This window comes from Streptomyces sp. NPDC041940 (assembly GCF_055589465.1).
Map to the genome: position 1 here is coordinate 132,422 of NZ_JBVJBP010000020.1, position 13,187 is coordinate 145,608.

The 13,187-nt window shown below is 71.5% G+C and carries 16 protein-coding genes; 9 read left to right on the forward strand and 7 right to left on the reverse strand.

Annotated features, from left to right (window positions below):
- Nucleotides 1–14 precede the first annotated feature (14 nt).
- Nucleotides 15–1,355, forward strand: a complete 1,341-nt coding sequence (locus tag ACZ6I3_RS29235; RefSeq protein WP_469418619.1) for a cation:proton antiporter — start codon at nucleotides 15–17, stop codon at nucleotides 1,353–1,355.
- A 36-nt stretch (nucleotides 1,356–1,391) separates the two neighbouring features.
- On the opposite strand, the gene ACZ6I3_RS29240 is transcribed toward ACZ6I3_RS29235, so the two are convergent.
- Nucleotides 1,392–1,628 (reverse strand): hypothetical protein, encoded by a 237-nt coding sequence (locus ACZ6I3_RS29240; RefSeq protein ID WP_469418620.1) that lies wholly within the window; start codon nucleotides 1,626–1,628, stop codon nucleotides 1,392–1,394.
- A gap of 161 nt (nucleotides 1,629–1,789) precedes the next feature.
- Here ACZ6I3_RS29240 and ACZ6I3_RS29245 point away from each other — a divergent pair, with 161 nt between their 5' ends.
- The gene (locus ACZ6I3_RS29245) at nucleotides 1,790–2,599 is read left to right on the forward strand and encodes a GNAT family N-acetyltransferase (protein WP_469418622.1); all 810 of its coding nucleotides are present in this window, start codon (nucleotides 1,790–1,792) and stop codon (nucleotides 2,597–2,599) included.
- A 55-nt stretch (nucleotides 2,600–2,654) separates the two neighbouring features.
- A complete protein-coding gene (locus ACZ6I3_RS29250) occupies nucleotides 2,655–2,843 on the forward strand; it encodes a hypothetical protein (RefSeq protein ID WP_469418624.1) in 189 nt (62 codons plus the stop codon).
- 1 nt (nucleotide 2,844) lies between these two features.
- Here the strand turns inward: ACZ6I3_RS29250 and ACZ6I3_RS29255 are convergent, their stop codons facing one another.
- From ACZ6I3_RS29255 to ACZ6I3_RS29270, 4 genes are all read right to left on the reverse strand, one after another.
- Complete coding sequence (locus ACZ6I3_RS29255; protein ID WP_469418625.1) at nucleotides 2,845–4,284, reverse strand: HAMP domain-containing sensor histidine kinase; 1,440 nt, start codon at nucleotides 4,282–4,284, stop codon at nucleotides 2,845–2,847.
- Nucleotides 4,285–5,082, reverse strand: a complete 798-nt coding sequence (locus tag ACZ6I3_RS29260; RefSeq protein WP_469418626.1) for a response regulator transcription factor — start codon at nucleotides 5,080–5,082, stop codon at nucleotides 4,285–4,287. It lies immediately after the preceding gene.
- Between the two features lie 137 nt (nucleotides 5,083–5,219).
- Nucleotides 5,220–6,296 (reverse strand): LLM class flavin-dependent oxidoreductase, encoded by a 1,077-nt coding sequence (locus tag ACZ6I3_RS29265; RefSeq protein WP_469418628.1) that lies wholly within the window; start codon nucleotides 6,294–6,296, stop codon nucleotides 5,220–5,222.
- Between the two features lie 22 nt (nucleotides 6,297–6,318).
- Nucleotides 6,319–6,963: a TIGR03086 family metal-binding protein gene (locus ACZ6I3_RS29270; RefSeq protein ID WP_469418629.1), complete on the reverse strand. Its 645-nt coding sequence runs from the start codon at nucleotides 6,961–6,963 to the stop codon at nucleotides 6,319–6,321.
- Nucleotides 6,964–7,025: 62 nt separating this feature from the next.
- Here ACZ6I3_RS29270 and ACZ6I3_RS29275 point away from each other — a divergent pair, with 62 nt between their 5' ends.
- Entirely contained in the window at nucleotides 7,026–7,892 is an 867-nt protein-coding gene (locus ACZ6I3_RS29275) for a DUF6597 domain-containing transcriptional factor (RefSeq protein WP_469418630.1), read from the forward strand.
- A gap of 5 nt (nucleotides 7,893–7,897) precedes the next feature.
- Nucleotides 7,898–8,233, forward strand: coding sequence for a YnfA family protein (locus ACZ6I3_RS29280; protein ID WP_215119737.1), 336 nt, complete (start codon nucleotides 7,898–7,900; stop codon nucleotides 8,231–8,233).
- 32 nt (nucleotides 8,234–8,265) lie between these two features.
- On the opposite strand, the gene ACZ6I3_RS29285 is transcribed toward ACZ6I3_RS29280, so the two are convergent.
- Nucleotides 8,266–8,703: an ester cyclase gene (locus ACZ6I3_RS29285; protein WP_469418631.1), complete on the reverse strand. Its 438-nt coding sequence runs from the start codon at nucleotides 8,701–8,703 to the stop codon at nucleotides 8,266–8,268.
- Nucleotides 8,704–8,839: 136 nt separating this feature from the next.
- Between ACZ6I3_RS29285 and ACZ6I3_RS29290 the strand changes: the two genes are divergently transcribed.
- Both ACZ6I3_RS29290 and ACZ6I3_RS29295 read left to right on the forward strand, forming a co-directional pair.
- Entirely contained in the window at nucleotides 8,840–9,616 is a 777-nt protein-coding gene (locus ACZ6I3_RS29290) for an SDR family NAD(P)-dependent oxidoreductase (RefSeq protein ID WP_399018403.1), read from the forward strand.
- A 124-nt stretch (nucleotides 9,617–9,740) separates the two neighbouring features.
- Entirely contained in the window at nucleotides 9,741–9,863 is a 123-nt protein-coding gene (locus tag ACZ6I3_RS29295) for a hypothetical protein (protein WP_469418633.1), read from the forward strand.
- Nucleotides 9,864–9,872: 9 nt separating this feature from the next.
- Here ACZ6I3_RS29295 and ACZ6I3_RS29300 read toward each other — a convergent pair whose 3' ends face one another.
- Nucleotides 9,873–11,066 (reverse strand): RtcB family protein, encoded by a 1,194-nt coding sequence (locus ACZ6I3_RS29300; RefSeq protein WP_469418634.1) that lies wholly within the window; start codon nucleotides 11,064–11,066, stop codon nucleotides 9,873–9,875.
- Between the two features lie 171 nt (nucleotides 11,067–11,237).
- On the opposite strand from ACZ6I3_RS29300, the gene ACZ6I3_RS29305 reads away from it, so the two are divergent.
- Together ACZ6I3_RS29305 and ACZ6I3_RS29310 are read left to right on the forward strand one after the other, a co-directional pair.
- The gene (locus ACZ6I3_RS29305) at nucleotides 11,238–12,107 is read left to right on the forward strand and encodes a DUF3558 domain-containing protein (RefSeq protein WP_469418637.1); all 870 of its coding nucleotides are present in this window, start codon (nucleotides 11,238–11,240) and stop codon (nucleotides 12,105–12,107) included.
- Nucleotides 12,108–12,241: 134 nt separating this feature from the next.
- Nucleotides 12,242–13,132: a DUF3558 family protein gene (locus ACZ6I3_RS29310; protein WP_469418639.1), complete on the forward strand. Its 891-nt coding sequence runs from the start codon at nucleotides 12,242–12,244 to the stop codon at nucleotides 13,130–13,132.
- Nucleotides 13,133–13,187 lie beyond the last annotated feature (55 nt).

The window sequence follows — 13,187 nt, forward strand, 5'->3', positions numbered from 1 at the left end:
CCGGGCGAGGCACGGTGAGCGGCAGCGTCTGGGCGGGGGCGGCCGTGGCCGCCGTGACGGCGGGGTACGCCCTCTGCTCCCGGCGGCTGGCCACCACCGTCGTGTCGGGGCCGATGGTGTTCACCGGCTGCGGGATCGCCATCGGCCCGGTCGGGCTCGGTCTGCTCGACCTGAAGCACGACGCGGGCCCCGTGCTCACCCTGGCCGAAGCCGCCCTGACGCTGGTCCTGTTCACCGACGCGATGTCCGTACGGCGACGGGATCTGCGCCTGGGCGGATTCCTCCCCGGCCGTCTGCTGGGGATCGGTCTGCCGTTGACCATCGGGGCGGGCTGGCTGCTGGCCTGGCCCCTGCTGCCGGGGCTGACCCTGTGGGAGCTGGCCCTGCTCGGTGCCGTGCTCGCGCCGACCGACGCCGCTCTCGGCAAGACGGCGGTCTCCGACCGGCGTGTCCCACCCCTGGTGCGCGGCGGCCTGAACGTCGAATCCGGCCTCAACGACGGTATGGCGCTGCCCTTCTTCGTGCTCTTCCTGGCGGCGCTGCCCGGAACCATGGCCTCGGAGGAGGGAGCCGGCGGCGTCTTCTGGCGGGCGCTCGTGCTCAGCACCGCATGGGGCCTGGTCGTGGGAGGACTCGGCGGGCGGCTGTTGCGGTGGTCGCGTGCGAGGGGCTGGATCAGTGGCGACTGGCGGCAGACCTTCGTCCTGGCCGTGGCCGCGGGCGCGTACACCCTGGCCGTCGTCCTCGAGGGGAGCGGCTTCATCGCGGCCTGGGTGGCGGGCTTCGCGTTCGGTGTCGCCCTGCGGCGGGGCGGGGCGGCGGAGGCGGAGGCGGAGGCGGAGGCGGAAGCATCGACCAGAACACCGGCTGAGGCGCCGTCCGCCGTCGACGAATCCGCCGGCCTCGCCGAACATCTCGCCGACCTGCTCGCCTCGTTGAGCTTCCTGGTCTTCGGTGCCGTCCTGCTCGGGCCGACGCTGGACGACCTCGACTGGCGGATCATCGTCTACGCCGTGCTGAGCCTCACCGTGGTCAGGATGCTGCCGGTCGCCCTCTCCCTGGCCAGGACCGGCCTGGCCCTTCCCACGGTCGCCTACATCGGGTGGTTCGGGCCGCGCGGCCTCGCCTCCGTCGTCTTCGGGCTTCTCCTGGTGGAGGAACACGTCCCCGGCCTTCAGCTCCTCGGCCGGGTGATCGCGGTCACCGTCGCGCTCAGCATCCTCCTGCACGGCATGTCGGCCGTGGTCCTCGCGAAGCGGTACGGCGCCTGGTACCGGAAGGCCGCCGACCGGCGACCGCGGCTGCGCGAGAACCTGCCCGGGGACGCAGAGACCGGGCACTCGCCCCCGGACTAGGTACTACCGACCTCGGGCGGCCCGCATCGTCCCGGCTCAGTCCTCGACGCACTTGGGGTACTTCGAGCCCCGGTTGCAGTCGTGGTAGTCGTACTTGCTGACCCTGAACCTCGTCTCGTCACCGGCCTTGGCCGGGTCGACGACCAGGTAGAACTTCTTCCCGTCCTTGACCTTCTCGGTGACCTTGCCCTCCGGTCCCTTGTCGAAGTCCTGCGCACATCCGGCGAGGGCGAGAACGCTGACTGCCACGAAGGCGGTGGCGAGGCGACGCATGTGGTGCTCCGATCATCCTGAAAACGCCGCTCAGTGTAGGGGTGAGCGCCTCGCGGTTCGCGATCGAGAATGTTCCCGGGTGTGGATGAGAAAGGTCTGTGGAGGGCAGGGTGCGGAGTGCGGACAACTCCCGTTTCCCACCGCCGATCTGAGGGGTACTCATGCGCGACAGGCGTGATCTCGCGGACTCCGTCGAGTCGATGGAACAGCTCGCCACCGTCTGGCGGATCATGGTCCTCGACCGGGATCCGCAAGCGGATGTCCGCGACCTTCCCGGGATCGCCGTGCGGTGGGCCGACTGCCGGTTCGCCTTCTGGAACTGCGTGACGCTGACCGAACACGGCGTGGGCCCCGGGCTCGCGAAGCAGCGGTTGCAGGAGGCGGCGGAGATCATGCGGTCGAAGCGGCATCCCGGGTTCCTGTGGGTCTTCGAGGATCTGCTCGACGAGGAGGCGCGGGCGGGGCTCGAGGGCGCCGCCGAACAGGCCGGGCTCGTACACGCCTTCCCCGGCACGGGCATGGCGGGAGACCTGCTGCCCCTTCCCGAACCGGCCCACCCGGACCTGACGTTCGTCCGCGTGACCACCGACGAGCAGCTGCGGGCCTTCGCCGACGTCAATTCACGTGCCTACGGCTTCGAGCTGGAGGACGGCCGCGACGGTCTCGGGCGCTCCGCGCTGTGGAAGAACCAGGTGCACGCCTACCTGGGCGTACGGGACGGTACGGCCGTGACCTGCGCCGCCACGGTGGAGGCCGACGGGCGCCTCTTCGTGCTGTTCGTCGCCACCGACCCGGAGTGGGAGCGACGTGGGTACGGCGAAGCCGTGACGCGCAAGGCGCTGTACGAGGGCGGTCGCGCCACCGGACTGACCCGGGCGACGCTGCAGGCCACCGCGGCCGGAGCACCCGTGTATCCGCGCATCGGCTTCGAGCCGAACTCCCCCATGGGCTTCTACGCCTTGAGGGATTGAGCGGCCGGCGGTGCGGTGCGGTGCGGGCCGTCGGCGGGAATCGGCGAGAAGCGGTTTGATCGGCACCCGGTACGCCGACGGCCCCGACCGGCAACGGGCCGCCGTAGAAGATGAGTTGGCGTCACTGGAGCCGCCGCCCGTCGGCCTCGTCGACGTCAGCTGGTTCCTGAGCACGGAGTGGACCAGCGCCGAGGCCCACCAGGAGGCGGCCGAGGCCGGCGACCACGACGGTTCCGGCTGGTGACTCAGTGTGCCGCTCTCCCGTCATCCACCGGGAACCCGCCCACCGTGAACCCGATCACCGTCCCGCCCCCGTCCCGCCGGAACGCAAACGGTGCTCCCCCGTGTGCGAGAGCCACCTCGCGGACGATGGACAGGCCGAGGCCCGAGCCCGGCAGGGAGCGGGCGTCGGCGGCGCGGTAGAAGCGGTCGAAGACGCGGGCGAGGTCGTGGTCGGTGATGCCGGGGCCGCGGTCGAGGACCTCGACGCGGATCGTGCCGGGCCGGGCGGGCCCGGCGACGACGATCTCGACGGGGGCCGTGCCGTGCTGGTCGAACTTCACGGCGTTCTCGACGAGGTTGGACAGCGCCCGGGTCAGCATCCCGGGCCGTCCGTCGGTCGTGGTGTCGCCGCTCGCGCGGAGCGTGATCCGCCGGCCGCTGCGGCGCCGGGCCAGGCCCGCCACCTCCTCGGCGAGGTCGGCGACGTCCACCCGCCGGGGCGGCTCGGCGTCGGACTGCCCGGCCGCGAGGTCGACGAGCTCGTTGACCAGGTCGGTCAGCTCACGGGCCTCCTGGCCGAGGTCGGCGACCAGTTCCTCCCGGGTCCCGGGCGGCAGTTCGTCGATCCGGCGGAGCATCGAGATGTTCGTCCGCAGCGAGGTCAGCGGCGTCCGCAGCTCATGGCCCGCGTCCTGGACCAGCCGGCGCTGGTCCTCCTCGGACTGCGCGAGCCGGCCCAGCATGCGGTCGAAGGCCCGGCCCAGCCGGCCCACCTCGTCATGACCGGCGACGGGCACCTGGATGCCGAGACGCCGGGTCCGGGCCACGTCCTCGGCGGCGTCGGTCAGGACGACCAGGCGCCGCGTGATGCGCCGGGCGAGCCACCAGCCGAACAGACCGGCGGCGATCACGACGGCGGCCATCAGCAGCAGCGTCCGCCGCTGGAGCGCCCGCAGCAGGTCCTCTACGTCGCTGAACTCCTGCGCGACCTGCACCGCGCCCCGCCCGCCGCCGAGGGAGACGGTCGCGACACGGTAGACGTCGTCGCCCACGTCGACGTCCTTGTGCTCGGCCACCCGCCCGGACGAGGAAGCGGCGGCGATCCGCACATCGGCCCCGGTCACCGGCAGTCCCGGACTGCCCCGGTCGACGACACGGCCGTCCGGGCCGAGCACCTGCACATCGGTACGCGCGGGCCGCACGAGGTCGTGGCCCGGCGCGGCGGAGGAGAAGTCGCCCGGCGTCATCCGGTTCTCCCGCACCTCGTCCCGCAGGTCCTGCACGACCTCGTCGAACACCGTCTGCTGGTCCACCCGCACCAGCCGGGCCGCCGCGCTGTAGGACAGGATGCCGACCAGGACCGTCACGGCCGCGGTCACCGCAGCGAACGACACCGCGAACGTCGTACGCAGCGAGACCAGCTTCGGCCGCCGCCCGCTGAGCAGCCGGCGGAGGCGGCCCACTCAGTCCTCCCGCAGCACGTAACCCACGCCCCGCACCGTGTGGATCAGCTGCGGCCCGTCCGGATCGTCGAGCTTGCGGCGCAGGTAGCCGACGTAGACGGCGAGGTTCTTCGAGCCGGGGCCGAAGTCGTAGCCCCAGATACGGTCGTAGATCGTCGAGTGGTCGAGGACGATGCCCGCGTTGCGGACCAGCAGCTCCAGCAGCTCGAACTCGGTGCGGGTCAGCTCCAGCTCGCGCGCGCCCCGCCAGGCCCGGCGCGCCTGCGGGTCCATGCGGATGCCGGCCGCCTCGATGAACCGCTCGGGAAGCTGCCTGGGCGCCTCGGGCGCGGACGCCCCGCCGACGGGCGCACCACCGACGGGAGCGCCATTGCCCGGTGCGCCACCGACCGGTGCGCCGCCGAGGGAGTCGCCCACCCCCACCGGGCTGGTGCTGGTGCGGCGCAGCAGCGCGCGCAGCCGGGCGAAGACCTCCTCCACGTCGAAGGGCTTCACCACGTAGTCGTCGGCGCCCGCGTCCAGGCCGGCGATCCGGTCGGCGGTCTCCACGAGGGCCGTCAGTATCAGGACCGGCGTCCGGTCGCCCTCCGCGCGCAGCACCCGGCACACCTGGAGCCCGTCGATGCCGGGCATCATCACGTCCAGGACGAGCACGTCGGGGCGGTTGCGGTGGGCCTGCGCCAGTGCCTCGACACCGTCGGCGACCGCCATGACCTGGTAGCCCTCCAGGGTCAGGGCGCGCTCCAGGGCGTTGCGGATGGCGCGGTCGTCTTCGGCGAGCAGCACGGTGTGGGGCACGCGTCCAGTGTGCCTGGCGACCGGCTCCCCGGGTCCGGATGCGCTGCGCCGGAGCGTCCTTCTTACTCCCCTCTCACCAGGGCCCGCGCATCTCACCGGGGCCCGCGCAACCACGGGCCGGAGGACCTGCCGTCCGCTCAGCCCCGGGCCCGCGCGAGCCGGGCCGCGTGCGTCGGCGCGTCCGGCACGTCCGCCGGGCGGCCCACGGCGAACTCCTTGCGCAGCACCGGTACGACCTCCTCGCCCAGCAGGTCGATCTGCTCCAGCACGGTCTTCAGCGGCAGCCCGGCGTGGTCGAGAAGGAACAGCTGGCGCTGGTAGTCGCCGGCGTACTCCCGGAAGGCCAGCGTCTTCTCGATGACCTGCTGCGGGGTGCCGACGGTCAGCGGCGTCTGCGCGGTGAAGTCCTCCAGCGACGGCCCGTGCCCGTACACAGGGGCGACGTCGAAGTACGGCCGGAACTCGCGCACCGCGTCCTGCGAGTTCCGCCGCATGAACACATGCCCGCCGAGCCCGACGACCGCCTGCTCGGGCGTGCCGTGCCCGTAGTGGGCGTAGCGGGCCCGGTACAGCTCGACCATGCGCTTGGTGTGGTCGGCCGGCCAGAAGATGTTGTTGTGGAAGAAGCCGTCGCCGTAGAACGCGGCCTGCTCGGCGATCTCCGGCGAGCGGATCGACCCGTGCCAGACGAAGGGCGGTACGCCGTCCAGCGGCCGGGGCGTCGCCGTGAACCCCTCCAGCGGCGTACGGAACCTCCCCTCCCAGTCGACGCCCTCCTCGCGCCACAGCCGGTGCAGCAGGGCGTAGTTCTCGACGGCGAGCGGGATGCCCTGCCGGATGTCCTGCCCGAACCAGGGATAGACCGGCGCGGTGTTCCCACGGCCCAGCATCAGATCCACCCGGCCGTCGGCCAGGTGCTGGAGCATCGCGAAGTCCTCGGCGATCTTCACCGGGTCGCTGGTGGTGATGAGGGTGGTGGCCGTGGAGAGGACAAGACGCTCGGTGCGGGCGGCGATGTAGCCGAGCATCGTGGTCGGGGAGGAGGGCACGAAGGGCGGGTTGTGGTGCTCGCCGGTCGCGAAGACATCGAGCCCGGCCTCCTCGGCCTTGAGCGCGATGGCGACCATGGCCTTGATCCGCTCGCGCTCGGTCGGTGTCCGGCCCGTGGTCGGGTCGGGCGTGACGTCGCCGACACTGAAGATCCCGAACTGCATGGTCGCTCACCCTCCAGGTTGTTTACCCTTCAACAGTACTCGGGGGAACGACAGCGGGCGCGGGGGCATTCCAGTGGGGGTCCCTGCCGGTCCGCCCGAGCAGCCGCTCCAGGGCCGACGCACCCTCCGCCACCGGCACCGGCTCCCCGAACACCCCCATCTTCCTGGCCGTCGGCGCCAGCTCGTCCACCGCGCCGGACAGCTCCGCCACGACCGCCTCGTCGGCACCCGGGTACTCCTGGCCCGTCGCCCGCGCCAGGTCCCACACATGCACGGTGAGATCGAGCAGCGCCATCGAGCCGACCAGCCGCGCAGGCATGTTCATCCCGCCCGTCGTGCCCTCCTCGGCACCCGGCGCCGACCAGGCCGCCACCAGCCGGTCCGCCTCCCGGGCGAACCGCCCACGCCACTCGGGGCTCCCGGCGACCGGGTCGGGTTTCTCACCGAAGTCCGACGCCTCCTTCGCGGCCAGCCGCTGGAACTGCGTGATCACCTGGAAGAGGTGATCGACCAGCGCCCGCACGTCGTACTCGGCACAGGGCGTGGGCGCGGCGAGCGCCGCGTCGGGAATGCCCCGCACCACCGGCACCGCCCGCTCCCGCGCCATGCCCAGCAGCTCACCGATGCGGTACGTCTCCACAGGATTCGTGTCCATGCTCGTGTCCATGGTCCGACCGTAGGGACAGCGACGACCGCCCATCTTGAAGAAATGCGACGTACGATCCGGCCATGGAGGCACCCCGCCACGGCACCCGCGGGATCGTCGACCCGTCCGGGCTGCTGAACCGCGTGCGATTCCGCCGTCACGAGCCCGCCGAGCCGCTGCGCCGGTACGTCGAGTGGTACTGGCTCATCGACTGGGACCTGCCCGCGCCCTACGCCTCCCACGTCGTCCCGCACCCCTCCGTCAACCTCACCTTCCAGTGGGACGAGGACGAGGGCCCGCCCTACGGCGAGGTCACCGGCGTCGCACTCGGCCTCTACACCAGGAAGCTGACCGGGCGGGGCCGGGTCTGCGGGGCGAAGTTCCGCCCCGGCGGCTTCCGGCCGTACGCCCCCGAGGAGCCGGTCTCCCGCTGGACGGGCCGCGCCCTGCCCGCCCGGGAGGTGTTCCCCGGGGCCACCGCCGACACCGCCCGCGCGGTCGTCACCCCCTCCGGCGACGCCGCCCGGGTCGCCGCCCTCGACGCCTTCCTGCTCGCCCTGCCCCGCACCCCGGACCCGCAGGCGGACCTCGCGATCGACCTCGTGGAACGCATCCGCGCGGACCGCGCCGTACGCCGCGTCGGCGACTTCGCCCACGCGCACGGCCTGTCGGTACGGGCCCTGCAACGGCTCTTCTCCACCCAGGTCGGCGTCAGCCCCAAGTGGGTCATCCTCCGCTACCGCATCCACGAGGCCCTGGAACAGGCCGGCCACCGCGACGACGTCGACTGGGCCGCCCTCGCCGCCGACCTCGGCTACGCCGACCAGGCCCACCTCGTCCGGGACTTCACGACGACGGTGGGAGTACCCCCCACGGCCTACGCGGCGGAGGCCCGGCGCCCGGAGCCGCCCCACCGAAGGGAAGGCCCGGGCGAGGGCATGCGAAGCTGACGACCATGTTCGTGCTCCGCTCCGCCGCCCTGTTCGTCGTCGCCGCCCTCTTCGAGATCGGCGGCGCGTGGCTGGTCTGGCAGGGCGTGCGCGAGAACCGGGGCTGGCTGTGGGCGGCCGGCGGCGTCCTCGCGCTCGGCGCGTACGGCTTCGTCGCGACGTTCCAGCCCGACGCCCACTTCGGCCGCGTGCTCGCCGCGTACGGCGGGATCTTCGTCGCCGGTTCGATCCTGTGGGGCGTGGTCGCGGACGGATACCGCCCGGACCGCTGGGACATCGCGGGCGCACTGATCTGCCTCGCGGGCATGGCGGTCATCATGTACGCCCCGCGAGGAGACTGAGCCGCCGACCGGCCGGCCCTCGGCCCGGAATCTCAGAACGGCTCGTCAGGCGGCAGCAACCCCAACTGCCCCAGGAAATCCAACTCGTCGAAGTACAGCCGGTAGTCGACGATCCGCCCGTCCCGCACGGTGGCGATGTCCACCCCGCGGATATGGATCTCCTTCTGCGTCGCCGGGAGCGTCTCACCGTTCGGCAGCTCCAGCGGCCCGGTGTTGCGCCCGCTGAAGACGCCCTCGTCGATGGCCGTGTCGCCGACCTCGTAGGAGTGCAACGGCCGGAACGTCGCCTCGGGGACCGCCTCCGTCATCGTCCGCCAGTACTCGACGATGTCGTCGCGCCCGCGCAGCTCACCCTCGTCAGGGGTGAAGGCGACCGCGTCCTCGGCGTACAGCTCGCCGATGACCTTCAGATCGGCGTGCGTGGTGATCGCGTCCGTGAGCCGGTCCATGACCTCACGTGCCTCGCCCATGATCCACCTCCAGGAAGACCGGAAAACCAGGGCACCACCCGCCCCCATTCTCCCACCGAGGGCCCCGCCTATCCTGGCCGGAAGCGCTGGGGGTCTCGCCGGCCCCGCCCACCGCACCCACGCCCGAGGAGCTCCCATGGCCACCGCCGCCCCGTCCGCAGCCTCCCGCATCGCCGTCGTCACCGGTGCGAGCAGCGGAATCGGCGCCGCCACGGCCCGGCAGCTCGCCGCGGCGGGCTACCGGGTCGTCCTCACCGCGCGCCGCAAGGACCGCATCGAGGCACTGGCGGAGGAGATCAACAAGGCGGGCCACCAGGCCACGGCCTACGCCCTCGACGTCACGGACCGCGCGGCGGTCGACGAGTTCGCCACGGCCTTCAAGACGATCGGCGTCCTGGTCAACAACGCGGGCGGCGCGCTCGGCGCCGACCCGGTCGCGACCGGTGACCCGGCGGACTGGCGCCAGATGTACGAGACGAACGTCATCGGCACGCTCCACCTCACCCAGGCCCTGCTGCCCAAGCTGGACGCGAGCGGCGACGGCACGGTCGTGGTCGTCTCCTCCACCGCGGGCCACGGCACCTACGAGGGCGGCGGCGGCTACGTCGCCGCCAAGCACGGCGCCCACGTCCTCGCCGAGACCCTGCGCCTGGAGATCGTCGGCCGGCCGGTCCGCGTCATCGAGATCGCCCCCGGCATGGTCAAGACGGACGAGTTCGCCCTGACCCGCTTCTCCGGCGACGAGGCAAAGGCGGAGAAGGTCTACGAGGGCGTGGCCGAGCCCCTCACCGCCGACGACGTCGCCGACACGATCACCTGGGCCATCACCCGCCCCAGCCACGTCAACGTCGACCTCCTGGTCCTCCGCCCCCGCGCCCAGGCATCGAACACGAAGGTGCACCGGGAGCTCTGACGCCGCCGCAGACACACCCACAGCACGGACGGCAACCGCGTCCGCCGGGGCCGCGTCTACCGCGCCGACTCCCTGGGCAAGCTCCCCCACCTGGCCGTCGTTCGGCCGCGCCCCCGCCGAAGTCATGCACCTGTTCCTCACGGACCTGACGAACCGCTACGGCTCGACAGCCGACTACGTGACCAACGCCCTGGACCTGGACGCACCGGCCCTCTCGGCGACCCTCCGGGAGGGCCTCTTGGAGTGAGCCGGCGCGTCAGCCCTTCACGCAGACGACCTGCTTCAGCTTCGCCACGACCTCCACCAGGTCCCGCTGCTGGTCGATGACCTGCTCGATGGGCTTGTAGGCGCCCGGTATCTCGTCCACGACGCCGGAGTCCTTGCGGCACTCCACGCCCCGGGTCTGCTCCTCCAGGTCCTTCGTCGAGAACCTGCGCTTCGCCGCGTTGCGGCTCATGCGCCGGCCGGCGCCGTGCGAGGCCGAGTTGAAGGACTTGGCGTTGCCGAGGCCCTTCACGATGTACGAACCCGTGCCCATGGAGCCGGGGATGATCCCGTACTCGCCGGAGCCGGCCCGGATCGCGCCCTTGCGGGTCACGAGCAGGTCCATCCCGTCGTAGCGCTCCTCGGCCACGTAGTTGTGGTGCGCGCTGATCTCCGGCTCGAAGGCCGGCTTGGCCTTCTTGAACTCCTTGCGGACCACGTCCTTCAGGAGCGCCATCATGATCGACCGGTTGTACTTCGCGTACTCCTGCGCCCAGAACAGGTCGTTGCGGTACGCCGCCATCTGCGGGGTGTCCGCCACGAAGACCGCGAGGTCGCGGTCGACCAGGCCCTGGTTGTGCGGGAGCTTCTGGGCGATGCCGATGTGGTGCTCGGCCAGTTCCTTGCCGATGTTCCGGGAACCGGAGTGCAGCATCAGCCAGACAGAGCCGGTCGTATCCGTGCAAACTTCGACAAAGTGGTTTCCGCCGCCGAGCGTTCCCATCTGCTTTGTGGCGCGTTCCGCACGGAACTTGACCGCTTCGGCGACACCGTCGAACCGCCCCCAGAAATCATCCCACCCGCCCGTACCGAACCCGTGCAGCCGCCCCGGGTCGACGGCGCTGTCATGCATCCCCCGCCCCACCGGAATGACCTGCTCGATCCGCGACCGCAGCCGCGAGAGGTCCCCGGGCAGGTCGTTCGCCGTCAGGGACGTCTTCACCGCCGACATTCCGCAGCCGATGTCGACCCCCACCGCCGCCGGGCACACCGCACCCTGCATCGCGATGACCGAGCCGACCGTCGCGCCCTTGCCGTAGTGCACGTCGGGCATGACGGCCAGGCCCTTGATCCACGGCAGCGTGGCGACGTTCCGGAGCTGCTGGAGCGCGCCCTCCTCGACCGAGGCGGGGTCCGCCCACATCCGGATCGGCACTTTCGCACCAGGTACCTCTACATACGACATAACGTCCTCAATCCCCCGTAAGCGAACAGAAGTCTTCAAGAGCAAATACCGGAGCCAAGGTCTACGAAAGGGAATCCGGACCGGCGTTCACGGCAGTGCGTGCGATACACATTGTGTTCATCGGCTGCCCGGCGACGGCAAGCCAATATCCGCCCCGAGAGGAGCCACCACGTGCAACGGAAGGCGTACGCACCCAGTATCGCCGCGCTCCTCGCGGCCTTGCTGGCCGGCTGCACCGGCAGCTCGGGCGACGGCGGCCCGACGGACGACTCCAACCCGGGCGACACCGGCACGGCTTCGGCCGTCGCCGAGCCGGGCCGCTACCGCACGCTCCCCGAGCCCTGCGCCGCGGTCGGCCAGAGCATGCTCGACGAACTCCTGCCCGGCATCCGGCAGATCACCGACGGCGAGCAGCGCGAGACGGCCTACGAGGGCGAGCCGACGGTCACGTTCGACACCGACCGCAAGGTCGGCTGCCAGTGGAAGGTCGACGGCCGGGAGGCCACCGACCACCTCCTCGTCGACTTCGAACGGGTCGTCTCCTACGACAACGCCGTCAGCGACGACAACCAGGCCGAACAGCTCTTCGCGGAGCGGGAGGCCGCGGCCCACCTCCCCGAGCCGACGGCCACCGAGTCGGCCGCCACGGAGTCCCCCGCCGCGGGCAGCACCCCGGCCGGCGGCGCCTCCCCCGCCCCGAGCGACTCCCCCGGCTCGACGCACACCTCGAAGCCCACCGGCTCCGCGTCGCCCTCGTCACCCTCGTCGCCCTCGACGTCCACCTCCGCCACCCCCACCGAACTCCAGCCCCGCGTGCTGGAGGATTTCGGCGACGAGGCCTTCATCGACGACGAGCTGAGCAGCTCCGGTTCGACGGCCAAGCAGCGCACGGTGACTGTGGCGTTCCGCACGTCCAATGTCATCGTGACCATCGAGTACGTCGAACAGCCGGCCACCGTCGGCGTCGTCCCGGACAGCAAGGAATTGCAGGACAGGGCCCAGAAACTGGCCTCCCAGCTGGCCGACTCGCTGAGCGACTGAGGCCCCTTCACGCCCCCTTCACGCGCACCCGCAAAGCACGCGAAGGAAGGCCACACCTCCGCCTCACCGCGTACGGTGACCACTCGGCCCCGTTCCGACCGCAGGGAACCACGAGCGTCATGAGTGAAGGAACCATGCAGCGACGAGCACAGCGAGACCAGCAGGACCAGCGAGCGAAGCGCCTCCACCGCGCCCTTGTCTGCGCGGCCGCCGTCCCCGTGATGCTGGTCGCCGCCGGCTGCTCCTCGGACTCCGGCTCCGGCGACACCACGGACAAGGCCGCGAACGCGGCGGCTTCGGCGTCCGCCAGCCCGTCGCCGACCGTCGAGGCGGCGGCGTACGGCAAGCTTCCGGAGCCCTGCAAGGCACTGTCGAAGAAGACGCTGAAGGACCTCGTTCCGGAGAGCAAGTCCGGCAAGGAGGGCAAGTCAGACGATATCTCCACGCGCGGCAGCTGCTCCTGGAACAGCCTCGACAACAACGGCGTGAAGGGCTCGCAGTTCCGCTGGCTGAACGTGTCGATGCTGCGCTTCGAGTCGGACGCCTCGCGCGGCTCGGGCGAGAAGCTGGCCCAGCAGTACTACGAGAAGCAGGTCCAGGACGTCCAGGCCTCCGAGGGCGCCAAGGGCGTCAAGTCGGAGCCGGCGCCCGGCACGGGCGACCAGGCGACGGCCGTGCGCTACGACCTGAAGAAGAAGGAAGGCACCTTCAAGCAGCAGACGGTCGTGGCACGCGTCGAGAACGTCGTCGTGACGCTGGACTACAACGGCGCCGGTCTGGCCGGCGACAAGTCCCCGAGCGCCGACGACCTGGCGAAGGACGCCGACAAGGCCGCGAAGGAAGCGGTGGCCGCGGTGTCCGGGGCGAACGGCGCGGGCGGCGGCAAGCCCGGCGGCGACACCTCGAAGCCGTCGTCGAAGGCCCCGTCGAAGTCCCCGTCCAAGGAGACCTCGAAGGAGCCCTCGAAGGAGGCTTCGAAGGACTCCTCCGCGTCGCCTTCGAAGTCGCCCGCCAAGAAGAGCTGAACACCACCGACCGGAACCGGCCACCCGTCCTCCGCACAGATGTGCCACCCTGTTG